At 33.8% G+C, this 22,604-nt stretch carries 22 protein-coding genes; 6 read left to right on the top strand and 16 right to left on the bottom strand.

Translation table 11 applies throughout. From position 1 onward, the window contains the following. Positions 1 to 86: 86 nt before the first annotated feature. From QZ659_RS10020 to QZ659_RS10010, 3 genes are read right to left on the bottom strand one after another with little or no spacing between them, the layout of a single operon-like run. Positions 87 to 665 carry a DUF1415 domain-containing protein gene (locus QZ659_RS10020; RefSeq protein ID WP_291725598.1) on the bottom strand — a complete coding sequence of 193 codons (579 nt, stop codon included), beginning with the start codon at positions 663 to 665 and terminating at the stop codon, positions 87 to 89. Positions 666 to 696: 31 nt separating this feature from the next. Continuing rightward, on the bottom strand, positions 697 to 1,095 hold the full coding sequence (locus QZ659_RS10015) for a hypothetical protein (protein ID WP_291725596.1): 399 nt from the start codon (positions 1,093 to 1,095) through the stop codon (positions 697 to 699). 42 nt (positions 1,096 to 1,137) lie between these two features. Then, the gene (locus QZ659_RS10010; RefSeq protein WP_291725594.1) at positions 1,138 to 1,596 is read right to left on the bottom strand and encodes a 5' nucleotidase, NT5C type; all 459 of its coding nucleotides are present in this window, start codon (positions 1,594 to 1,596) and stop codon (positions 1,138 to 1,140) included. 74 nt (positions 1,597 to 1,670) lie between these two features. Between QZ659_RS10010 and QZ659_RS10005 the strand changes: the two genes are divergently transcribed. Next, positions 1,671 to 2,036 carry a tetratricopeptide repeat protein gene (locus tag QZ659_RS10005; RefSeq protein ID WP_291725592.1) on the top strand — a complete coding sequence of 122 codons (366 nt, stop codon included), beginning with the start codon at positions 1,671 to 1,673 and terminating at the stop codon, positions 2,034 to 2,036. Here QZ659_RS10005 and QZ659_RS10000 read toward each other — a convergent pair. Beyond that, positions 2,033 to 3,259 (bottom strand): DUF3667 domain-containing protein, encoded by a 1,227-nt coding sequence (locus tag QZ659_RS10000; RefSeq protein ID WP_291725590.1) that lies wholly within the window; start codon positions 3,257 to 3,259, stop codon positions 2,033 to 2,035. The two genes, QZ659_RS10005 and QZ659_RS10000, sit on opposite strands and share 4 nt — an antisense overlap. A gap of 80 nt (positions 3,260 to 3,339) precedes the next feature. Next, complete coding sequence (locus QZ659_RS09995; RefSeq protein WP_291725588.1) at positions 3,340 to 4,011, bottom strand: O-methyltransferase; 672 nt, start codon at positions 4,009 to 4,011, stop codon at positions 3,340 to 3,342. A gap of 138 nt (positions 4,012 to 4,149) precedes the next feature. On the opposite strand from QZ659_RS09995, the gene QZ659_RS09990 reads away from it, so the two are divergent. Both QZ659_RS09990 and tgt read left to right on the top strand, forming a co-directional pair. Next, a complete protein-coding gene (locus QZ659_RS09990) occupies positions 4,150 to 4,506 on the top strand; it encodes a four helix bundle protein (RefSeq protein ID WP_291725586.1) in 357 nt (118 codons plus the stop codon). 45 nt (positions 4,507 to 4,551) lie between these two features. Next, positions 4,552 to 5,682 carry a tRNA guanosine(34) transglycosylase Tgt gene (tgt, locus tag QZ659_RS09985; protein ID WP_291725584.1) on the top strand — a complete coding sequence of 377 codons (1,131 nt, stop codon included), beginning with the start codon at positions 4,552 to 4,554 and terminating at the stop codon, positions 5,680 to 5,682. Positions 5,683 to 5,756: 74 nt separating this feature from the next. Here tgt and QZ659_RS09980 read toward each other — a convergent pair whose 3' ends face one another. Both QZ659_RS09980 and QZ659_RS09975 read right to left on the bottom strand, forming a co-directional pair. Beyond that, positions 5,757 to 6,539 carry a tetratricopeptide repeat protein gene (locus QZ659_RS09980; RefSeq protein ID WP_291725582.1) on the bottom strand — a complete coding sequence of 261 codons (783 nt, stop codon included), beginning with the start codon at positions 6,537 to 6,539 and terminating at the stop codon, positions 5,757 to 5,759. A gap of 193 nt (positions 6,540 to 6,732) precedes the next feature. Further along, positions 6,733 to 7,773 carry a tryptophan 2,3-dioxygenase family protein gene (locus tag QZ659_RS09975; protein ID WP_291725579.1) on the bottom strand — a complete coding sequence of 347 codons (1,041 nt, stop codon included), beginning with the start codon at positions 7,771 to 7,773 and terminating at the stop codon, positions 6,733 to 6,735. A gap of 186 nt (positions 7,774 to 7,959) precedes the next feature. Here QZ659_RS09975 and QZ659_RS09970 point away from each other — a divergent pair, with 186 nt between their 5' ends. The 3 genes from QZ659_RS09970 to QZ659_RS09960 all read left to right on the top strand — a co-directional run bounded on the left by QZ659_RS09970 (position 7,960) and on the right by QZ659_RS09960 (position 13,960). Beyond that, on the top strand, positions 7,960 to 8,799 hold the full coding sequence (locus QZ659_RS09970) for an adenosylcobinamide-GDP ribazoletransferase (protein ID WP_291725576.1): 840 nt from the start codon (positions 7,960 to 7,962) through the stop codon (positions 8,797 to 8,799). Between the two features lie 779 nt (positions 8,800 to 9,578). Further along, the gene (locus QZ659_RS09965) at positions 9,579 to 12,419 is read left to right on the top strand and encodes an outer membrane beta-barrel protein (protein WP_291725574.1); all 2,841 of its coding nucleotides are present in this window, start codon (positions 9,579 to 9,581) and stop codon (positions 12,417 to 12,419) included. Between the two features lie 350 nt (positions 12,420 to 12,769). Next, positions 12,770 to 13,960 carry a hypothetical protein gene (locus QZ659_RS09960; protein ID WP_291725572.1) on the top strand — a complete coding sequence of 397 codons (1,191 nt, stop codon included), beginning with the start codon at positions 12,770 to 12,772 and terminating at the stop codon, positions 13,958 to 13,960. 77 nt (positions 13,961 to 14,037) lie between these two features. On the opposite strand, the gene QZ659_RS09955 is transcribed toward QZ659_RS09960, so the two are convergent. From QZ659_RS09955 to sdaAA, 9 genes are all read right to left on the bottom strand, one after another. Then, a complete protein-coding gene (locus QZ659_RS09955; RefSeq protein WP_291725570.1) occupies positions 14,038 to 14,661 on the bottom strand; it encodes a thioredoxin family protein in 624 nt (207 codons plus the stop codon). Between the two features lie 62 nt (positions 14,662 to 14,723). Further along, on the bottom strand, positions 14,724 to 15,242 hold the full coding sequence (locus QZ659_RS09950) for a TlpA family protein disulfide reductase (protein ID WP_291725568.1): 519 nt from the start codon (positions 15,240 to 15,242) through the stop codon (positions 14,724 to 14,726). A gap of 318 nt (positions 15,243 to 15,560) precedes the next feature. Next, complete coding sequence (topA, locus tag QZ659_RS09945; protein WP_291725566.1) at positions 15,561 to 18,023, bottom strand: type I DNA topoisomerase; 2,463 nt, start codon at positions 18,021 to 18,023, stop codon at positions 15,561 to 15,563. A gap of 352 nt (positions 18,024 to 18,375) precedes the next feature. Further along, the gene (locus tag QZ659_RS09940) at positions 18,376 to 19,260 is read right to left on the bottom strand and encodes a class I SAM-dependent methyltransferase (RefSeq protein ID WP_291725564.1); all 885 of its coding nucleotides are present in this window, start codon (positions 19,258 to 19,260) and stop codon (positions 18,376 to 18,378) included. Positions 19,261 to 19,472: 212 nt separating this feature from the next. Continuing rightward, on the bottom strand, positions 19,473 to 19,952 hold the full coding sequence (locus QZ659_RS09935) for a DUF5362 family protein (RefSeq protein WP_291725563.1): 480 nt from the start codon (positions 19,950 to 19,952) through the stop codon (positions 19,473 to 19,475). A gap of 78 nt (positions 19,953 to 20,030) precedes the next feature. After that, entirely contained in the window at positions 20,031 to 20,456 is a 426-nt protein-coding gene (locus tag QZ659_RS09930) for a nucleoside 2-deoxyribosyltransferase domain-containing protein (RefSeq protein WP_291725561.1), read from the bottom strand. Positions 20,457 to 20,495: 39 nt separating this feature from the next. Further along, on the bottom strand, positions 20,496 to 21,092 hold the full coding sequence (locus tag QZ659_RS09925) for a DUF4231 domain-containing protein (RefSeq protein ID WP_291725559.1): 597 nt from the start codon (positions 21,090 to 21,092) through the stop codon (positions 20,496 to 20,498). Positions 21,093 to 21,216: 124 nt separating this feature from the next. Next, positions 21,217 to 21,786, bottom strand: coding sequence for a DUF6702 family protein (locus QZ659_RS09920; RefSeq protein ID WP_291725557.1), 570 nt, complete (start codon positions 21,784 to 21,786; stop codon positions 21,217 to 21,219). A 15-nt stretch (positions 21,787 to 21,801) separates the two neighbouring features. Continuing rightward, on the bottom strand, positions 21,802 to 22,604 hold an 803-nt coding region (sdaAA, locus tag QZ659_RS09915), incomplete at its 5' end, for an L-serine ammonia-lyase, iron-sulfur-dependent, subunit alpha (protein ID WP_291725555.1).

The following is a 22,604-nucleotide window of genomic DNA, read 5'->3' as shown; positions in this document are numbered from 1 at the left end:
TTATTGAACTTTTCCACTATAAAATTGCACTACAAAGATACAAAATTTGAACAGAATAATAAACTGCTGTATTTGATTTGTTTAAACTATTTTTGGAAAGATTGCAACCACTCAAAATCTTTTTCATCCATTTTTTCTAATTTCTCTATGTTCTTTTGAGGAATAGCGTCTATATTTCCATAACTTTCTATAGCTTTTGTTACGCTCTCTTCCTTCAAAATATGCAACATTGGATATGGCGAACGATTGGTGTAATGACTTTTAGAGTCTTTTTCTTCCCCTTCAAAAATATAATTAGGATGAAAAGCCACCAGTTGAAACTCACCTTCCAAATTATTTTGTTCCAAATACAAATCCAAAAGAGCTACAAAATCCAAAAAGTCGTTGAATGACTGATTTTCTTCGGTTTCTTCTGTTGTCTCAACATTGATAAAATTATGTGGAAAAATAAGAAGTGTTGTATCAATGTCATTTTCAAATTCATTTTTTTGTAATGATTCTATTTCAGTTACAGCCTTTTCTACACACTTTTTAAAGTCATTACTTTCTTCTACCTCAAAGCGAATTTGATTATTTTTATAAACTGAATGGGCAAAGGGACATAGATTGAGATTCAAAATCCATTCTTCTAGCCATTTTTGTGTTATTGATTTTGCGTTTTCCATAGTTTTGTTTTTTCACACTCTGAAGAGTGTGCTACATAGCTTTTAATTTTTCTATGAGTTTGTACTGCTCCAATGAAAGCGCAATTCCTTCTGTAATGCAAGATTCGTAGAGCGCAACAATTTTCTTATTTAGATGATTTACATTTCCAAAATTGAGGTAATATTGATACAATACATCTGTCAAGACATGAAGTTGCTTGGGCGTAAACTCATTTTTTTCTTGTAGATTTTTTAAAAAATTTTCTTCTCCCATTTCCAAAATCGTTTGGAGGTTTATGGTAGTTTGTTCTTCCAAAATTTGGTCAAATTCATTAGAAAATTCATCTTTTGTAAAAGCAACCTCATTTTTAGTTACCTTGGCTAAAAGTTCTGCCAACACTACGGCAAGTTTGTCTATTTTTTTCTTTAGATAATCTTTTTCTCTTTGCATTTTTGATTATTGATTAAATGTTATTCAAGTTCTTAAATCGTCTCAAATAGAATATGTTGTAGTAAAATAATGAATAATACTTTTCCAGTTTGGATATTTTTCTTTGCCAAAATGTAGTAATGTTCCCTCAAAACCTTCCTGTCCTTTTCCTTCTGTAATATCATCTATCAAATAATCTCCTTTCAAAAGTCCTTTGTTGGGAGAAATAATAAGTTTTTCCACAAATTCGAATCCCAAATGGTCTTCTATCCAAAGTCTTTTTTCTAAATAACTAATAGGGTTGAATAGTGAGGGAGCAGTCAGAATATAAACTTCAAAAATATCTTGTTTCCTAAGAAATTCTATAGCTTCAATGCTGCCAGTTATGGGTTTTAGTTTCCTAAAAAAATCAAATTGACTTTGTGGATACTGAATCTCTGGATTTTTTTCAATTGCCTTTGTAAAAGCTGCTTTATAATCACAAAGAACATCATCCATATCTACATAGATAATTTTTTTCATCGCTATATTTTTTCAAATTTTGTGTAGCTTTATTTCTTAATTCAAGATACAAAAATAATACTTGATAATACAGAATGGACAGACTAACACAACTTTTAAGCTTTTTAGAAAAAGAACCCAACGACACATTTTTACTATATGCTCTTGCTACCGAATATCTCAAAACAGACGTTCAAAAAGCCTTAGAATACTTTGAAAATTTACTTCAAAATTACTCAGAGTATATTCCTACTTACTATCACGCTGCTGAACTTTACACGCACTTAGAAAACTATGAAAAGGCGAATCAAACCTATTTAAAAGGCATAAAAACTTGTCAAGAACAGATTGAGAAAGCCAAATTAGAAAATAAAGAAGCAGATAAAGTAACTCTAAAATCACTTCAAGAATTAAGTTCTGCTTACGAGCTTTTTTTAATGGAGTTTGAAGATGAATTTTAGAACATAAAAAATGAATATAAAAGGTTTATGATAAGCATAAAAGCTAACGTTAGGGCATACAAAAACGAAATCATACTGGCTTTGATGGTAGTTTTGAAAAACCCTTGCTGATAGACTCTTTTAAAAGCAATCCAAACATAAATAATCAATATCAAACATAAAACTATAACCATAAAATAAATACTCCAATGAAAAAATATGGCTGCCAACGTCAGAATTACAAATGTAAAGGCTTGTAAATGGAGAGTAAAGATAAGATGGTCTATATAATACTTATTTCTTCGGATATAAAAAGGCACAAAAAAGAAAGCTAGTATTGGAAGTGTAAAGAACATTAGTGTACCAATATTATTAACTATATCAGCTAAGAAAATGGCAGGGTCATTTCTTCCTATTTTTAAAAGCTGTTCGGCAATCTGAATATTTATTTCCTTCTTACTTTCGGTATTTAAAGAATCTAAAAGAGCATTTGGCGTCATGTTTCTGTCTTTAATCAACCTAAAGAACCTACGTAATGCACCTTGTTTCTTTTTTGTTTCTCTACTAGCAAGTAAAATTGCGTTAGAGAGCATGGCACTATCTTGTAGCAAATTCTCTAAAGAATCAACATTGACATTTTGATTTTTTAATTTTCCTTTATTAAAATTTGCAATGATTTTAGAAATTGAATCTTGAATAACTTTTTGTTTTTGAGCAATCTGAAGTTCTAACTCTTTAGAAATAGAATCACTTGAGGTATTTTTTTCCTTGTCATGCATATTCCATCCCTCTTCAAAATCTTCTTGAACACTTTTAACAGTACTGTTGTCCTCATTACTAGCCACAGTAGAGTCATTCATTGTAATGTCCATATTCGTACTATTAACCTTCGTGTCTAAGTTTCGAATAGCATTCTCAATACTGGGTGTAAAGAGCTTAATAATTACAAAGAAAAAAAGAATACTAGAAAGTAGATAAATTTTGAAAGGGTGCATATAACACACTCGCTTTCCCTCTAAAAACTGTTTGGTTAGTTTCCCAGGGTAGAATAAAAACAATGGAATTGTTTTAAATACCCTTGATTCAAAATTAAATGCTGTTGCAAAAGCATCTTGCAACAGCATTGCAATAGAAATGCGTTTGTTAGCATTTTCTTGTCCACATTTGGGGCAGTATTTATTTTCTTGTTTTACTTCGTAATTACAATTCAGACACTTAGGCTGAGTAGGAAGTTTAGTTGGCATAAAGAGAATTTAGTGATAGATAAGTTTTAGTAGTTGGTATTACCTAGTACGTGTACTTTCAATAAAATGTTAGCCTTTCTCTATTCTTTTATTGCCATCATCAGTCCATCACGCAAAGGCAAAAGTGTATGAAAAACTCGCTCGTCTTGATGAATTTTCTGATTGTATTCTAACAATGCTCTCGTGCTTTTGTCATTTTTCTTTAGCTCTGAAGGCTCTTTCAAAACCTTTCCACTCCAAAGCACATTATCGGCAATGATAATTCCTCCCTTTCTGACCTTATCAAAAACTAAATCGTAATACAAGCTATAATTTTCCTTATCTGCATCCACAAAAACCATATCCCACTCTTCATTATCTGATAAAATAGTAGGTATAATTTCAGCAGCATTTCCTAAATACAGTTTTACTTTGTCTTTCAAATTTGCTTTTTCTATAAACTCTCTTGTAATGGCTTCTTGCTCTGGATTGTTGTCAATGGTATGTAAAGTTCCACCTTCTGCAAGTCCTTGTGCTAGACAAATGGCTGAATACCCTGTATAAGTTCCAATTTCTAAAATACGCTTAGGCTGCATAAGCCTAGAAATTAGTTGCAAAAAATTTCCTTGCAAGTGTCCTGAAAGCATACGAGGTTTGTTGGCTCTCAAGTGAGTTTGTCGATCTAATTCTTTCAAAACAGATAATTCGTCTTGAGAATGGTTGAGTGCATAGTTTTCTAATGCTGGCAAAAGTTCTGGGGGGAGGAAGTCCATGATTAGTGATTAGTGATTAGTGATTAGTGATTAGTGATTAGTGATTAGTGATTAGTGATTAGTGATTAGTGATTAGTGATAAATTCTTTTAGGTATTGATTGTTTTATTTAATTTTGTAAAAAACTAAAGTACAAAATATGAGTAAAGGTGTTTTAAAGAAAAAAAGTTTTCATTTTGCTGTTCGGATTGTAAATTTATACAAATACTTAACTATTAGCCAAAAAGAATATGTTTTGTCTAAGCAAATTTTAAGAAGTGGAACATCAGTAGGAGCTAACGTAAGAGAAGCCGAATTTGCTCAAAGTAACCTAGACTTTATACATAAACTTTCTATCTCACAAAAAGAAATCAATGAGACACTTTACTGGCTTGAGCTTTTGAAAGAAACTGACTTTATAAAAAATGAAGAATTTGAAAGTTTAAATTTTGATGCAACTGAACTCTTAAAAATAATTACAAGTAGCATCAAAACAATGAAGTCAAAAATCAAATAGTATTTCACTAATCACTAATAGTTAATAATTTATCACTAAAAATAAATGAACTTCGAACTCCACACCACTGACCAAAACAGTTCTGCAAGAGCGGGCACAATTACCACTGCACACGGAAAAATACAGACTCCTATTTTTATGCCTGTCGGAACACTGGGAACAGTAAAAGGTGTACCACCAGAAGCCTTAAAAGAACAGGTAAAAGCACAGATTATTTTAGGAAACACCTATCATTTGTATTTGCGTCCGAATACAGAAATATTGGAAGCAGCAGGAGGATTGCACAAGTTTATGAACTGGGACAGACCCATTCTTACAGATAGTGGAGGCTATCAAGTGTATTCTTTGGGACAGATGCGTAAGATAAAAGAAGAAGGCGTTGTTTTTAAATCGCATATAGATGGCTCAAAGCTAAATTTCACACCTGAATATGTAATGGACATTCAGCGCAGCATTGGTGCTGACATTATTATGGCTTTTGATGAGTGTCCTCCTTATCCTTCTGATTATGACTATGCAAAAAAATCAATGGAAATGACGCATCGTTGGCTCAAACGCTGTATCGATCGTTTTGATTCTACGGAAGGAAAATATGGCTACGACCAAACACTTTTTCCTATCGTACAGGGAAGTACGTACAGAGATTTGCGTAGGGCTTCTGCTGAATTTGTAGCCGAACAAGACCGTGAAGGAAACGCTATTGGAGGACTTTCAGTAGGCGAGCCAGCAGAGAAAATGTATGAGTTTACAGAGCTTGTTTGTGATATTTTACCGAAAGATAAACCTCGTTATTTGATGGGAGTAGGAACGCCAGCCAATATTTTAGAAGGAATAGGACTTGGCGTAGATATGTTTGATTGTGTGATGCCTACACGTAATGCAAGAAATGGAATGCTCTTTACTACAAAAGGAATCATCAATATAAAAAACAAGAAATGGGAGAAAGATTTTAGTGTTTTGGATGATGGTTTTGATTGTTATGTAAGTAATACATTTTCAAAAGCCTATCTAAGACACCTCAACAGAGCCAATGAAATTTTGGGAGCTTACATTGCCTCTACACATAATTTAGCCTTCTATCTATATTTGGTTGGAGAAGCTAGAAAACACATTTTGGCTGGAGATTTTGCTAGTTGGAAAAAAGAACAAATGGAAATATTGATGCAGAGATTGTAAAATATAAAAAACCGTCTTTCAAAAAATTTTGAAAGACGGTTTTTACTTTTTCTAAACTCGTGTTTTAATAGAGCTTAAGCAGCTTTCTTTTTCATACTTTCAGCACGTCCTAATGCACGTTTTGCTTTGTTTACCATATCTGACTTTTTGTGGTTTTCTATGATAGTTTCATAAGCCTGTGCAGCCATAGCAAAATCATTTTTCACTTCGTACGCTAAAGCTAATTTCATTAAATATTCTGGCGTAAAAACATCATTTGGATAATGATTAGCAGCTTTTTTGTAATACGTAATTGCTTCATCTGCATTTTCAAGCTCCATATACGCATCACCAATCAAAGAATAAGCTCTTGCTTGAACCAAATAATCATCTGCGCTAAATTGTTTGAGGCTTTCAATCGCTTCATTGAACTTTCCTTCTTTCAAGTAAGCAACTCCTTCATAAAAAGCAGCCAAATCGCCTGCTTTTGTTATAGAATAGTCATCTGCAATTTTCTCAACTCCAGAAGTTGTTGAAGCATCGCCTTTAAGAGCTGCATTCAAAGAATCTTTTTCAAAGTAAAACTGTGCTGGGAAAAGCTCTTTTTGTGCTTTTACTTCTTGTTTTTCTACATACCACTGATAACCAAAAAGACCTACTACTGCAACGGCTACCAATCCTAAAATACCAAAAATAGCATTTCTAAGACCTTTGTTTTCACTAACTTCCAAAATGCTTTGTTGCAAACGGTCAGCCTCAACAGTTTTGTAGAACTGTTCTGCACCAGCTTCAATATCTGGATTGATTTCTTGAACTTCGCTTGCCTCTCCTTTTTTGGCTTGTGTTTTTATTGTCTTTTTGTCTGATGTTTTTGCCATTTTGATGTTGTATTTATACGTTAAACCTTAAACTTCTCAAAACCTTTTAGATTTTTGAGAATAAAATTTGTTTGTTATTTCTTTTTTGTTGTGAAATTTGTTCTTTATTGAACAAAATTTTAGGCTGCAAAGGTAACAAAAATATTTTTTAGGTTGCTAGTTTTGGATTTAGTTTTTTCTAAAAAAACAATATCTAACCATTCCCTTCTTTAGCAGGGTTAGACTTTCCTTCCGAACGAAAAGTAGATGAAGGAGAAGGAGGCGTTACACGAGTACGAGAACCGACGTGCTGAATCACCCAAGATTTCCCCCAGTTTTCCAACTCTTCTTCACTCCAAAGCGATGGATAAAAAACTTGTCTCTGAAATCTAGGAGGAAGATATTTTTGCCAGTTTGTTCCACCTGTGGCAGAAACAGCATCTACATCTTTGTTCAGATAACGGACTGCAGCTTGAAAGTGTGAAAGTCGCCAATCTATATTAACAAGAGCATCCAAAGTTCGGAGTTCATGGACGATTTTATCTTTAAGTTTTGAGTCCTGCAAACGATTTGAAAAAATAAACCACAAATTGCGAGTTCGGCAGCGTTTGGTTAGCTTTAAAAGGTCTTCTGAATATTTTCTTTCAAACTGTCGCAATGTAAGAGTTTTCATTCCCGATTCTGTTTCGATAGCTCCTCGTTTCCAATACGCATAACCAAACATTTCCTCAATACGAGAGTGTTCATCAAATAAATCTCTTTGGCTTTCTTCTACCAAATACTGAAAATCGGTACACAAAATTTCTATTTTTCTGTATTGAGCCGACTGAAACCCACTTGCTGGTAAGAGCGACATTCTAAATTTTAAAAACTCTGTATAATCCATTCCCTCCACCATTATTTCAAAAGAATTGACCAAATGTCTAAAATAACGGTTTACTCGGCGTACTTTTTCTAAAAACACCTTTCCATTTGCATCTTTGAGCCAACTTACTTGGTCTAGCTCATGCATAATGAGTTTGAAATAAAGCTCTGTGATTTGATGGTAAGTAATAAAAATCGTTTCGTCTGGAAAATCTGTTTTTGGGTCTTGAAGGCTCAAAAGCGTATCTAAGTGGATATAATCCCAGTAAGTAAGATAGTTGGCATACAAAAGACCATCTAGGTAGGAAATCAAATCTTGTCCCATGGAGTCGTATTTGACAGCCAATAATTTTATCTTTTCTTCTATCTCTGGTGTAAGTTTGAAGTCCATACTTTGCATTGAAAATGTGTAATCTTTGATATTTTGAGTTTATTTTAAGATAGTAAAATTAGTAAAAAATGACTTATTTTGTTCCCTTATAACGTATTTTTTTAAGAGAATTTTGTCTCAGCAAACAGAAATAAAGTATATTACGTTTATAGTCGAATCGAATACGACTTCTATACTCCTACTTTTATGAAGCAACCCTCATTATCCAAATTTGAATCTATCTTACCCCAACTGCACTACCAGTTACGTCTTTTCCTAACAGCTTTGATGTTCTACACTCGTATTCCTGTTCCCAGATGGGTAGGATATAGCGATGAGCAACTCAATAAATCTTCTGTTTATTTTCCCTTTATCGGCTGGATAGTAGGAGGCTTTGGTGCGCTTATATTTTTGGGTAGTGAGTTTTTGTTTTCGCATTATGTAGCCATTATTTTGAGTATGATAGCTACTATTCTCTTGACAGGAGCTTTTCATGAGGATGGTTTTGCTGATGTTTGCGACGGTTTTGGAGGAGGATGGGAAAAAGGAAAAATCTTAGAAATAATGAAAGATTCTAGGATTGGAGCGTATGGAATGATTGGAACTGCCATGCTTTTGCTTTTGAAATACACAGCCTTACTTACACTTTTTGAGTTTATGGAAGCTAGTTCTCTCAATTCTTTTTGGATTATTTTTTTGATAGGGCATAGCCTAAGCCGTTTTACAGCGCTAACTTTTGTCTATACACATGAGTATGCTCGTGAAGATGCAAAAAGTAAAGTCAAACCGATTGCCAAGCAGCTTTCTGCTACTGAAATTATTGTAGGAGCTATTTTTGGATTCTTGCCTATTTTTCTCTTTTCGCCATGGTCGGTAGGTGCACTTGTGATTGCTCCCTTGTTTGCTTTGAAATTATATTTGGGCTATTATTTTAAAAAATGGATTGGAGGTTATACAGGCGACTGTTTGGGTGCAACACAGCAAATTTCGGAAGTTGTGATTTATCTTTACTTTATTGGTATTTTGAAACTTTTGGGAAGTTTGTAATAGACATTAATTAAGAAGTTGTTTAAGACCTAAAAGCGAGAGAAGCTAATAGAAAAAAGAGTCTTAAATTAAGTATAGAGTAGGTTCTACTCATTTTATCTCGTTCAAGCATTCTGCTTGGACGCATGTTTTGGCTACACCGACTTTCAGTTCGTCAGCATATGCTGACAAAACAGTAAGCACAAGATGGAATCTTGCGCTAGAAAGACATTCTTAAAACAACTTCTAATCTAGAATTGTAAACTACACAGCTTCTTCTGTGCATTTTTCAGTTTACGCTTTTAGAAATAAAGAGTTAGCTTCCTTTGCTTGTATTTTTTGTATATCGGTACTGCCCTATCGGTCTGACCTTAATATAAGTTAGTTCAGTCTCGTTAGAGCAGACTAAAAACTATGAAGTTGTTTAAGAATGGAAAAAAGTAGCTTGAATGAAGTGTAGAGTAAATTTTATTTATTATTTCTCGTTCAAGCATTCTGCTTGGACGCACTTTTTTGTCAGCATATGCTGACGAAACGGTAAGCACAAGATGGAATCTTGCGCTAGAAAACCATTCTTAAACAAGTTCTATATCTAATCTATTTTAAACAAATAAAAACCTTATTGTTAATCCCAAATTCACGTTATTTAGAGGTTATACTAACCAAAAACAGTGGAATAACACTTCCTACATAAACATGCTTGATTATTAACATTTTTAAACAAGGTTTAGATTAAACTTTTAAGATTATTTGGTGTCATAGAGAAGCATTATTTTTTTACATTGATACCTTATTTTTTTATGAAATCTTTTTTCTGTGCTTTTGTGTTTTTATTTGTGTGTACATTGAGTGTCTCTGTTATGGGGCAAACTTATAACCTTGAGGGTAAAGTTTTAGAAGAAGAGACTAACGAGCCTTTGATAGCTTCCAATGTAGTCTTGCGCTTTGCTAACGATACATCAAAATTCGTTTTTGCTACCACCGACTTGGAAGGCAAATTTTATTTTAAAAATCTTTCACAAAAAGAATATTTTCTTCAAATTAGCTTTGTAGGGTATCAAAACCATTCCCAAAAAATTATTATCTCTCAACCCAATACGGTTCTAGAGCCTATATATTTACAAGCTAGTACACTTCTAGCCGTAACTATTGAAGGACAGCAGGTCGTCTCTGAACAATTAGGTGATACCACACAATATAATGCCTCTGCCTTTACTACCGAAAAAAATGCAGATGCAGAAACACTACTCAAAAAAATGCCAACCATTACTACGGAAAACGGACAAATTCAAGCACAAGGCGAACAAGTTGGACGAGTTTTGGTAGATGGAAAAGAATTTTTTGGAAATGATGCCAGTGTAGCTCTCAAAAATTTACCTGCCGAAATTATAGAAAAAGTACAAGTCTTTGACCAAGAAAGCGACCAAGCACGTTTTTCAGGAGTAAGCGATGGAAATACGGTCAAGACGATAAATATTGTTACTAAAAAAGATAGCCGAAACGGACAGTTTGGAAAAGTTTATGGTGGTTATGGTACAGATGAGCGTTATATTGGAGGAGGAAATATTAATTTCTTTAATGGAAAACAACGTATTTCTGTTATCGGAATTACAAATAATGTAAGTCAGCAAAATTTTTCTACCCAAGACCTTTTGGGTGTGGTGGGTTCAGAAAACAATACAAGACGTTGGAGAAGAAATAGAGGAAATCCAAGCGATGTAAATAATTTTTTAGTAGGTGGACAAAATGGAATTACTCAAACCCATAGTATAGGTATTAATTATAGCGACGAGTGGGGCAAAAAAATACAGCTTTCAGGAAGTTATTTTTTTAATTTGAGTCAAAACGATGCTTCTACCAACCTAACTAGAGATTTTTTCCTTCAAGAAGATAATAATTCATCGACTCAAAATCAGTTTTACCGACAAAATCAAATCAGCAATAGTAATAATCAGAACCATCGTTTTGCTCTTCGTTTTGAATACAAAATAGATTCGGTCAATGAACTCATACTTACACCACGTCTGAATATTCAAAATTATAAGAGTGAAAACTTGACTGATGCCACAACTAGCACCACAGATAATTTTTTACTCAACCAAACCACAAACAATTTAAATAGTAATTCCTCTGCCCTCAACTTTGAAAATGATGTTCTTTTTCGTCATCGTTTTAAGAAACGTGGACGCACTATTTCTGCCAAACTGAATACACAAGCCAACATACAAGACGGAGAGAACACACTTTTTGCCAATGTAGAAACCTTTAAAAGTGCTGATACTCTTCAACAAGAAACATTCAACCAACAAAATGATATTCTTTGGGCAACTGAATTAGAATATACAGAACCTCTCTCTGAAAAATCTAGTTTACAATTAGAATATGAATACTCTAACAATCAGTTGAAAAATGAAACTGAAACTTTTGATATCTTTTTAGAAAATCAAACTGAAAGACAGCTCAATAATCAGCTCTCTTCTACTCTTGAAAGCAATTATTTATATCATCAAGCAAGCGCAGGGTATAGTTACCGTACCAAAAAGCTCAATATTAATACTGCTTTTACTTACCAAAATGCTTCTTTGAAAGGAGGACAAATTTTCCCTTATGAAACAGACTTCAACAGAAATTTTCAAAATATCTTGCCTAGAGTTGTTATTAGGTACAAAATTTCTGAAAATAGTAATTTGCGCTTAATTTATCGTTCTTCTACTCGTAATCCTCAAATTACGCAACTTCAAGAAGTGCTTAATAACAGTAATCCTTTACAGCTTTCTACTGGAAATGAAGACCTCAAACAGCAGATAGAAAACCGTTATATTGCTCGTTATTCGTATAATAACCCTGACAAACGTATCAATTTTTTTGCCTTTGCTTATATCCGAAACACCAACGACTATATTACCAATTCTACTTGGATAGCTACACAAGATTCGCTAACAGTAGAAGGAGTTTTACTCTCAGAAGGAGTACAGCTTACTCGTCCTGTCAATATAGATGGATACGTTACCAGTCGTATCAATGCTATGATAGGCATTCCTTTTTGGAAATTTAATCTTAATTTTAATAATCAATTTTCATATAACCGAACACCTACTTTTATTAATGGTGAGGAAAATATAGCAAACAATTATGTTGTTACAGAAGGTATCACACTAAGTAGCAATATCAATGAAAAAATAGATTTTGGAATTACTTATAACTTAGGATACAATATTGTAGAAAACACTATTCAACCTCAAGCTGACAACAACTTTATTACACATAATTTAGAATTTAGAAACCTATTCTTTTTAGGAAAGGGATTTTTATGGCAAAATGACATAAGTTATCAGAGTTATAATGGTTTGTCAGATAATTTCAATCAAGATTTTTTACTTTGGAGTATGGGAATAGGCAAACGTTTTTTGAAAAATGAAAGAGCTGAAATAAAGTTAAATGTATTTGATTTATTGGGACAAAATAATAGTATTGCTAGAAATGTTACAGAAACCTACATTGAAGATATACAAACACAGGTTTTACAACGTTATTTCATGGTAAGTTTTACCTATATGATTCGTAACTTCAAAACAGCAAAAGCCATAGAACTAGAAAAACAACAAAGAGGAAGTGGCAGAACTAGAGGTAGAAATAATTAGAGTACTGGACATTAATAGATATTTGCTGTTCTGTGAGTCACAGAACAGGGATAAAATGCCGTTTGTTGGTGTTTTAGTGTAGCGACACCAACAACTTTTTATCTCATATCCAATACTCTATAGAGAAATATTATTTTTCCTACTTTGTTTCTTTTTTACTCTTCTTCTGTTCCTTTTATTTTTAGTAATTTTGGCATACTTTTAGGGAAATTGATAGGTAATTTTCATTAAGAATTATCCTATAAAAATAGCTTTTCATACGGACAAATCATTACTCAATCATAATCAAGATGATAAATTGCAATTCATTGTGTTATTCTACTCATATATTTTTACGTTCTCAAAAATTGTTGATTAGTCTTATTTTTTTATTCTTTTCATGTTGCATTTCTACCACTTCTTGGGCGCAGTTCAACTTTAAAAAAGATTCTACCAACAGGCTTACTATCAATAGAGGAAGTCATTATACACGCACACCTTTCGTTACGCTTCAAATTGCAGCGTATGATGTTACGCAGATGCAGATAAGCAACCGTCAAGATTTCATAGATGCACATTGGATTCCTTATCAACCAACTGTTTATGGTTGGAAACTTATTCCAGAGGATGGCGACCAAAAAGTGTATGTTCGTTTTAAAGATGCTAAAGCAAACATGATGGCAATAGTAACAGCCAATATTCATTTGGATATGACTGCTCCGAAAAACCCAAAGCTCAAAATTGATGTGGAAGGAGAAGCCATTAAAGATTCGACACAACTTGTAAAACTTTTGGTAAGTGCTGAAGAACCTGATAGGCGTTATTATGTAATGGTTTCAAATCATCGTTCATTTTACCGTCAGCGTTGGCAAATTGTTACTCCAGAGATAGCAGATTGGCAACTTGGAAACAAATTAGATGGAGTTAAGATGGTGTTTGCCAAATTTAGAGACCGTTCTGGTAATATTTCAGAAGTAGTTTCAGACAAGGTAATTCTTGATACGCAAGGTCCTGTGCGCCCATCTATAACCATCAATGGAGGCGAACCAGCAACTACAAAACAATCAGCAGAAGTACAGCTCGCACTAACAGCAGGAGGAGCAACTGAAATGATGGTTGCAGACAACGAAAATTTTGAAGGAGCAGAATGGCAGCAGATGCAAAGGTATTTGAAATGGACACTTTCAGAAGGTGATGGAGAAAAAACACTATATGCCAAGTTTAGAGATAATGCAAAAAACACAACAGAAGTAGTCTCGGCAAGTATAGATGTAGATTCAACGCCTCCTTCAAATATAAGCATCATTATAAATGGTGGTGACCAAACCTCAAGACACATTGATGGAATTGTTGAATTAGTTATCAAAGCAGAAGATGCAAAATATATGATGATTTCAAATTCAGAAAATTTCAGAGGTAGTCGTTGGTTGCCTTACGAAGAACTTATCAGTGATTGGCGTTTGGTAGGAGAAAATGGCAAAAAATCGGTATTTATAAAGTTTAAAGACGATGCTGGAAACGAATCAGAAGTAATTAGCGATGAAATTGTCTTGATACGATAAATTGAAAATTACTTAATAAAATAAAAAAGCGACATTCTACAGTAGAACGTCGCTTTTTTTACGTTTCTATCAAGCAATTATTTTTTCCATTTGATAGAACAGCCTACTGCTTTGGCTTCTTTCTTTTTTACTTTTTTACCAGCCAAAAGAGCATTTACAGCATTCTCTACATACATTTCTTCTGCTTCTTCTGCACTTTTTGCATTGTCGTCGATAGCTCCAATGTATTCTACTTTTAGCTTACCATCATTTTTGCTCAATACGTAAACGTGTGGAGTTTTTGTAGCACCATACGTTTTGGTAATATTTTGGTCTTCGTCTGCAAGATATACGAAAGGAAACTCTTTCTCTGCAGCACGCTCAATCATTTTTTCGTAAGTGTCATCTTCTTGTGTCAAAACATTTGGATTAATAGCCACTACTGGATAGCCCTGCTCTGCAAACTGGTTATGAAGTTCTATTAGACGGTCTTCATAAAGTTTTGCATACGGACAGTGGTTACACGTAAAAGTAACAATATAGCCTTTAGCATCTTTCATACTAGCTAGTGAAACCATTTTGCCATCAATATTTTTCAAATTGAAATCTGTTGCCTCATCACCAACAGCGTATCCATTTTCATCGGTAGCAGCAGCAAATAAGACAACCACCAACATAGCTACTAACACAGAAATAGAAGTAAAAAACTTGTTATAATTCATAATAAAAATAGAAATTTGAGAATTGAATAAAATTTGAAATATAGAAATTAAAACTTTTCTTATCACAACGCCAAAAGCGAATCAATAGTATGAAAGAGTTCTTCTTCATTGAAATCGCCTTCATGGAAGTGATAAACATTTTTAGTTTTGTTGTAAAAAAGCGTGGCTGGTATAGAGCCTGACCAGTTTTTATCTATTTTGGGCATCCAGTCGTCATATTTCATAGACGTAATCAAGTACTTATCCATTGCATACTCTGAAAAGTTTTTTCGCTGAAAAAATGGAATAACTCGTTTCTCTAATTGGTTGTCAAAATCCATACTGACAAGATTCATAGAAATTTGGTCATTGTATTTTTTGTTAGCTTCATTAAAATGAGGTAATTCACGCACACAAGGAGCGCACCAAGTAGCCCAAAAATTTATGATATGCAGAGAATCGCTCTCCTTTTTGGTAAGCTCAATAAGCTGATTTTCGTCTATGGGAATAACTGTATCAAAATTATTCTTTATCACAAATGAAAAGCACATTGAAATAATGAAGGTGGCTGCTAGAAAATAGAATTGTTTTGTTTTTTTCATACTTAGAGTTATTTATTCTAATCAAAGATACTCATTTTAAAGATAGGTTTACATAAAAATACTTCAAAAAAATAGTTATAAAATTCTATTTTTACAAAAATAATCTAAAAAACCACCTTTCATTCGCTTTTTGATGAAGGTGGTTTCAATATTTCTAATAAGAAAAATCATAGAGTACTGGACATCAATATATTTGCTGTTCTGTGAGTCACAGAACAGAGAAAAAACACCGTTTGTTGGTGTTTTAGCGTAGCGACACCAACAACTTTTTATCTCATGTCCAGTACTCTAGAAAAATCAGATATTATATCTACTGTATCAATCTGACTTTTTCTTTGTAGCTTTCTTAGTTGTTGTTTTTTTGGTTGTAGTGGCTTTTTTAGCTGTTGTTTTCTTTGCTGTTGCCTTTTTAGCAGCAGGAGCTTTCTTCGCCGCTGTTTTCTTTACATATCTACCTCCTTTTTTCTCTGGTGCAGCTTCAGCAAGTTCCAAACACTTTTCTAAAGTCAAATCTTTAGGTTCAATATCTAAGTCTTTCGGAATTTTTACATTTTGCTTACCCACAGCGATATAAGGTCCCCAACGTCCGTTCAAGACACGAACTTCTTCATTTTCTGGAAAAACTTTAATGATTTTTTTAGCATCTTTTTCTCGTTTTTCCTTGATGAGTTCGATAGCTCGTTCTTCATTTATGGTAAGTGGATCTTCTTCCTTTGGTATAGAAACAAACTTTCCATCGTGGCGAATATAAGGACCAAAACGCCCAATAGCAGCTACCACTTTTTTATTCTCAAACATTCCTACATCACGAGGCAGTTTGAAAAGTTCTAAGGCATCTTCTAACGTAATTTTATCTAAATATTGCCCTTTCAGAAGCGATGCAAATTCTGGTTTTTGTTCCTTGTCATCTGGGTCTAGTGGTAGTTTTTCAACGAGTGCGCCATAACGCCCCATTCTTGCCTGTATTACTCTACCTGTTTTTGGGTCTTTGCCTAGTTCTCTTGCTGTGCTGGCATACTCTCCATCTTTTCCAACCTTTTCTACTTGAGGATGAAACTCTCCATAGAAAGATTTGAGCATTTTTTCCCAATCTAAATTTCCATCAGCAATTTTATCGAATTGCTCTTCTACTTGTGCTGTAAAAGTGAGGTCAACAATATTTGGAAAGTTACCCACTAAAAAATCATTGACTACCATTCCCATATTGGTAGGAAATAGTTTATTTTTTTCTGCTCCAGTTGTTTCTGTTTTTGTTTTGTCAGATATTTTGTCGCTTTTAAGTGTCAAGACAGAATATTTCCTCTGAACACCATCTCTTGATTCTTTGACAACATACTCTCTTTTTTGGATAGTTGAAATAGTTGGAGCATACGTAGAAGGACGACCAATTCCTTTCTCTTCCAATTCTTTTACTAACGAGGCTTCTGTATAACGAGGTTTTGGACGAGTAAAGCGTTCTGTGGCTGTCATTTGCTCTAAATCTAGCTCTTGTCCGACTTTTAAAGGAGGCAAAACACCTTTTGTTTCGCTGTTTTCCTCATCTTCCTCATCGTCTTTAGATTCTAAATATACTTTTAAAAATCCTTCAAACTTGATAATTTCGCCTGTTGCTTTGAGTGTTTCTTGTATTTTTTTTCCTTCTTTTGTAATGCCTATCGTAACGATAGTACGCTCTAGCTTTGCATCCGACATTTGAGAAGCAATAGCACGTTTCCAAATTAGTTCATACAGTCGTTGCTGCTGCCCATCTGAAACAGGCTGACGATTGGCAAAATTAGTAGGACGAATAGCTTCGTGTGCTTCTTGTGCAGAGTTTGATTTGGTCTTGTACACACGATTTTTCGAATACTCTGCTCCGTAAGAAGCCTTAATTTCATTTTCTGCATTTTGGCGAGCCTCTACTGAAAGATTAACCGAATCGGTACGCATATATGAAATATGACCTGCTTCATAGAGCCTTTGTGCTATCATCATTGTTTGTGAAACCGAAAAACCTAATTTTCTACTGGCTTCTTGTTGCAAGGTTGAAGTAGTAAATGGAGGAGCTGGTGATTTTTTGGCTGGTTTTTTCTCTAAATCCTCAATTTTGAAAGTAGCAGCCACACAGTTTTCCAAAAACTGCTGCGCCAATGTTTTTTCACTCAAACGCTTAACCAGTTCTGCATTTAGCTTTTTTCCATTTTCTACATCAAAAATAGCATCTATTTTATAAAAACTATTGGCGTTGAAGGCATCAATTTCTCTTTCTCTTTCTACCACCACACGCACAGCAGCCGACTGCACACGTCCTGCCGAAAGCCCGTATTTTACTTTTTTCCAAAGTACTGGAGAAAGTTCAAAACCTACTAACCTGTCCAAAATACGTCTAGCTTGTTGAGCATTTACCAAATCATCGTCTATCGTTCTTGGATTTTGAATAGCATTTAGAATAGCCGATTTTGTAATTTCTCTAAAAATAATACGCTTTGTATCTTTTTTGTCAAGCTCTAAAGCCTCCTTTAAATGCCACGAAATAGCTTCTCCTTCTCGGTCATCATCCGTTGCGAGCCAAACTGTTTCTGCATTTTTGGCAAGTTTGCGAAGCGAACGAATTACATCTTCTTTATCTTTAGAAATGACATAGGTTGGATTGAAATTATTTTCAATATCGATAGCATCATTAGATTTTGGCAAATCACGCACATGTCCGAAACTAGAAGTAACGGTAAAGTCTTTTCCAAGATAATTTTCAATGGTCTTTGCTTTGGCTGGAGATTCTACTATGACGAGATTTTTTGACATAAATTTGACTATTCTTATTCTAAAATTATACTATATATACTAGACAAAAAAAGTAGTACAGGATGGATATATTTTGATTTGCCTAACGTACAAATACAAAAAAATGTTAGACTGTTTTATTAAATAAGGTTGTAATACTCATAAAAAATGTGTAGTTCTTTGCAGCAAAGTTACCTATTTTTTATTATTTGCCTAATTTGCGTGGACAACAATTTTATTTTTCCAAATTTTTGATATACTTTTTCACATAATTCTTTGTGAGATAATAGATTGCCATAACCTCTAAAAAAACTATACTTATACAGTCAAAGGTAAGTCATTTGACCTACATGATTACTTGCAGAAAATACTATTACACCTCAATTCTTCCACTGATTTTTTTCTTAGAAAATGGTTTTCTAACTTTTAATGAGAAAGTATGAGGCAGTTTATCATAAGGAGGCTTAAAACGGAACTTTCCTTTTTCTACTTCTTTTAGATTTGGAAAGCAGTTGTAAACACTATACGGATATTCATTGAAAAATTCTAATTGCAAGCCTTGCGCTAACAGAGAATTTATAATTTCGCTTACTGAGTGATTCCAAGAATAAGAAACTTGCTTTTGTTTGTGTCTGTCGCCTGTATAAGACTGTTCTACTTCCTCCACAATAGACGATTCGTTGAAATAAGAATACTGCAAGGCAAAATTATTTCCCCATTCATACATATAAATTACTGGATGAAATTCTACCATATAGAAAAATCCACCTTCTTTTATATAACTTGCCACTATTTCTGCCCACTTATTGAGGTCTGGCAACCAACCAATTGCACCATAAGAGGTGAAAACAATATCAAACTCTCCTTCTAAGTTATCTCTGAGTGAATATACATCAGAAACTACAAAATTAGCAGGTGTTTCTATCTCTCGGCTAAGTTCTCCTGCTAGTTCAATAGAAGCATCCGACATATCCATTCCTGTAACTTTAGCTCCCATATTTGCCCAAGAAAGCGTATCCATTCCAAAATGACATTGCAAATGTAGAAGTGATTTTCCTTTTACATCTCCAACCTCATTTATTTCGATAGAATTTAAGGAGTTTCTATCTTTTTTAAACTGCGCTACATTATAAAAATTAGAGTCTCGGTGAGCTTCTGTCAGCGAGTTCCACATCTTTCTGTTTGCCTCTAAATAATCGTTAGGCTCTTTCTCTTGCTCGTTTTTATAATCTTCGTAATCTTTATCTTGTTCGTTCATTTTCTTAAAATTATGATAGGAATAAAATCAATAGGAAATTAGATTTAGGAAAAGTCAAATATAAAGTTATTAAAAATTGATATAAAACAAAGCCATTTTTTTATCATCCATTCAACTTCTCCAAGCTCAAGCACTAACAACATTTTATAAAAAAACGTTTCCCAATTTTTAAAATCAAGAAACGTATTATTGTATGAATATCAAAAATATCTTTACATAGAAGCTCCTGCTATCATTGCGAATATAATACCCAATACATAGAGAGCTATAAATACAATCGTTGTAACTCCTAAGAATAAAAACATTGACTTCAAGTTTTTGAAAGCTTGTTCTAGTTCTGAACTATCTGAGTTTCGTATAGCTGATTTGGTCTTTGAAGAAAAATTATATAAATATAGTGCAGGAAAAAAGTAAAAAATTGCCAGAAATAGATATAATAGTCCAATCCCAACTCCTCCGAATGCACCAAAAGGATTCATGGTTGTACCTGTTGAAAAGCTATTGCTAATAGCCCCAACAAACATCATTGCTATACCTCCCAAAATCATCAGAGCTGTACCAATAAAACCCATAATAGCCAAGAATTTCCCCCAAGAAGCTGAAGTAGCCAAAAAACTTTTAGCAGCATTGGTTACTTGAAAACCTCCTTCTGAATAGAAAGAGTCTTTATCTAAAAAATCGTCATTTTTCATTTTTTTTATTCTAAGTTTGAGTAAATTTATTAATAAATTCTAATATAAATATATTTATATTCAATAACAAAAAACAATTTATTTAATAGGAGAAGTATGTCGTATTTTTCTAGGGGCAGTATTGAGAAAAGAAATCAGCTCATCTAAGGTGTCAAAATGCTTTGCCCCATTATTTACGACCATTTTGGTAACAGCCTGCATAGAACGCAACTGAACAGCATCAAACTCTTTGTCTCCATCTTTTTTCAAGAAACAAAATAGTGTTTTCTTAGGTCGTTTATTAGAATCATCCACTACTTCGGCAATAGAATATACTCCTTTCATCTTGGGTGTCAAGACGTAGAGACAATAATCGCAGTGTTCCCTTTCATAGAGTTCTTTTTTATAGGCTTCGTCGTTCCATTCTTCTACCACAGGGTCAAAATAATCTATGTGTAAGCGAGGCATTACGTAATCCCTCCATTTTGAGCCATTTACAGTTCCCCCTAAAAATACTTTTGGCATTTTGATTACTAATTTAAAAAAATGAATTACTAATTGATTTTAAGAAAGCTTTTTATTTTCTGTTTCTTCGTCTTCTTTTGTGGTAGGATTTTTTTGTTTTTTGTCTGTTTTCTTGTCAATTTGTTTCCAACGCTGTGTTTCAGAGTTTAGAATTGCTTCTATTTTTTCAACTAAGCGAGGAAACGCATCAGCTTCATCGTAAGGTTCGCTACGTGTCATGTACATATAACGTTCATGGCGCATCATCTCACAAGTAACACGATATTCTTTCCAAAGTTTGTAGTGTTCGTCTAATTCTAAAAAACTATTCATAATTACCAACGCCACACCTGCCAAAGCTGCCACTACTTGTAGATATACTCCTAAATCGTTTTCTTGTACTATTTTAAATGCTCCAAAAGTAATTACAACAGGAATTAGGGCTGCTATAACAGCTTCTGCTCTTTTTATACGTTTATATTTTTTTTTATTCTCACTACTTTTTCTGTCGTACCAGTTCATTTGAGAGTCCAAACGCTCGGCAATATACTGTTTGTCATCTATAAGAGCTACCGTTCTTTCCTGTGGATTTGTATTATAGCCTTCTCCAGAAAACTTTTCAGTAGTGTCTGAGATAAGTAAATTGTTATCTTCCATAAAAAAAATAAACAGTTTTGTAGTTAGTCTGTTGTAGTAAAGTTTTTTTCACAATCAAAATATAGCACAAAATCGTATAAAAAGCCAATTCAAGTTTAGATTTCGGTCATTTTTTTAAAAAAACTTAAAAACTAATAGTTTGAATTCGGTTATCCAATGTAAAATTTAGAAATTCTTTCTGCTCATTGTTTTCTACACCTTTCTTATAAAGGTAGAGCATATTTCGTTGGTCATCAAATACATCCATCAAAATCATATTTTTGATAGAAATAGTTTCATTGTCTTCCGAATTAGATTTTTGTATTGTTCCATACACCCAAACTACATCGCCTTCAAACTCTACTCCGATATAATTTATTTCTTTTCTCTGATTTTTAATTTTTAAATCAACGACTTTTTTTAAGTATTCATACATATACTTTTCGGCCTCCTTGTGTTGGGTTTTGGTAGAAAGATTGGGTTTGTCTTTTTCAAAAACAGTTTTATAATTTTTTCGAAGAGCTTTTTCCAAATCATCTACAAATATTTTATGAGAGATTTGAATTTCTGTAATGTCTCCTTTTTCTTTAAAATCCATTTCCGTAATGCTAAGGTGCATAGCGTGTTTTGGAATAAAAGAAGCAAAGAGAAAAATTATAAAAAAAGAGAAAACAAGTCGTTGGTAAAAACAAGGTAAGTGAAATATTTTTTTCATTCAATTCGTAATTATTTAATTTGTAATTGATTCGTCTTCGTCATCTAGCATTTCAATATCGTGAATCAAGACACGTTTCGAAATTTGTTGTCCTGTCCCAGTTGCTGCAAGACCTCCTAGAGCTGTTTCTTTATATCTGCTTTCCATACTTTGCCCTATTTCGCCCATTGCAGCCACACATTCATCTACTGGAATAACAGCACTTACATTAGCAAGCGAAATTTGAGCCGAAGAGAATGCAATCGCAGCAGCACTTGCGTTTCTGACCACACAAGGTACTTCTACCAAGCCAGCCACAGGGTCGCAGACCAGTCCAAGCATACACTGAATCGTAATCGCCACAGCTCCAAAAACTTGGTTTATATCTCCTCCCAAACAATAGACCATCGCACCAGAAGCCATTGCAGCAGCACTTCCCGTTTCGGCTTGACAACCTCCCACAGCACCAGCGAGCGAAGCATTTTGTTCAATAATTAGAGCAATTCCAGCAGCTACTAAAAGTCCTTCCAAGATTTTTTGTTCTTCTATGCCATGAATTTCTTGCAAAGTATAAAGCGTTCCAGGTAAGATACCAGAAGCTCCAGCCGTAGGAGCAGCCACGATGCGTCCCATACAAGAATTGACCTCTTTTGCAGCCAGCGCACGAGCAATAAGGTGCTGAAACTCCAACGACAAAACAGGCGTAGGATAGCGATAGACTTTCTTTGCTCCGTTGTTTATCATTCCAGAACGAGAAATCATTTCTTCTTTTAGACCCGTTTCGACGGCATCTTTCATCACGCCAAAGGCTTTACTCAAGTTTTCAAAAATCTGTGTTT

The sequence above is a fragment of the Bernardetia sp. genome (assembly GCF_020630935.1).
Lineage (GTDB): Bacteria > Bacteroidota > Bacteroidia > Cytophagales > Bernardetiaceae > Bernardetia.
This window is presented reverse-complemented; position numbering and strand designations above follow the sequence as displayed.

Coding starts and splice junctions, on each gene's coding strand:
- QZ659_RS09990 (WP_291725586.1), top strand. CDS start 4,150: ATGAGTAAAGGTGTTTTAAAGAAAAAAAGTTTTCATTTTGCTGTTCGG.
- QZ659_RS09970 (WP_291725576.1), top strand. CDS start 7,960: ATGAAGCAACCCTCATTATCCAAATTTGAATCTATCTTACCCCAACTG.
- QZ659_RS09955 (WP_291725570.1), bottom strand. CDS start 14,661: ATGAATTATAACAAGTTTTTTACTTCTATTTCTGTGTTAGTAGCTATG.
- QZ659_RS10020 (WP_291725598.1), bottom strand. CDS start 665: ATGGAAAACGCAAAATCAATAACACAAAAATGGCTAGAAGAATGGATT.
- QZ659_RS09930 (WP_291725561.1), bottom strand. CDS start 20,456: ATGCCAAAAGTATTTTTAGGGGGAACTGTAAATGGCTCAAAATGGAGG.
- QZ659_RS09920 (WP_291725557.1), bottom strand. CDS start 21,786: ATGAAAAAAATATTTCACTTACCTTGTTTTTACCAACGACTTGTTTTC.
- QZ659_RS09940 (WP_291725564.1), bottom strand. CDS start 19,260: ATGAACGAACAAGATAAAGATTACGAAGATTATAAAAACGAGCAAGAG.
- QZ659_RS10005 (WP_291725592.1), top strand. CDS start 1,671: ATGGACAGACTAACACAACTTTTAAGCTTTTTAGAAAAAGAACCCAAC.
- tgt (WP_291725584.1), top strand. CDS start 4,552: ATGAACTTCGAACTCCACACCACTGACCAAAACAGTTCTGCAAGAGCG.
- QZ659_RS09965 (WP_291725574.1), top strand. CDS start 9,579: ATGAAATCTTTTTTCTGTGCTTTTGTGTTTTTATTTGTGTGTACATTG.
- QZ659_RS09950 (WP_291725568.1), bottom strand. CDS start 15,242: ATGAAAAAAACAAAACAATTCTATTTTCTAGCAGCCACCTTCATTATT.
- QZ659_RS10015 (WP_291725596.1), bottom strand. CDS start 1,095: ATGCAAAGAGAAAAAGATTATCTAAAGAAAAAAATAGACAAACTTGCC.
- QZ659_RS09935 (WP_291725563.1), bottom strand. CDS start 19,952: ATGAAAAATGACGATTTTTTAGATAAAGACTCTTTCTATTCAGAAGGA.
- QZ659_RS09925 (WP_291725559.1), bottom strand. CDS start 21,092: ATGGAAGATAACAATTTACTTATCTCAGACACTACTGAAAAGTTTTCT.
- QZ659_RS09975 (WP_291725579.1), bottom strand. CDS start 7,773: ATGGACTTCAAACTTACACCAGAGATAGAAGAAAAGATAAAATTATTG.
- QZ659_RS09995 (WP_291725588.1), bottom strand. CDS start 4,011: ATGGACTTCCTCCCCCCAGAACTTTTGCCAGCATTAGAAAACTATGCA.
- QZ659_RS10010 (WP_291725594.1), bottom strand. CDS start 1,596: ATGAAAAAAATTATCTATGTAGATATGGATGATGTTCTTTGTGATTAT.
- QZ659_RS09980 (WP_291725582.1), bottom strand. CDS start 6,539: ATGGCAAAAACATCAGACAAAAAGACAATAAAAACACAAGCCAAAAAA.
- QZ659_RS10000 (WP_291725590.1), bottom strand. CDS start 3,259: ATGCCAACTAAACTTCCTACTCAGCCTAAGTGTCTGAATTGTAATTAC.
- topA (WP_291725566.1), bottom strand. CDS start 18,023: ATGTCAAAAAATCTCGTCATAGTAGAATCTCCAGCCAAAGCAAAGACC.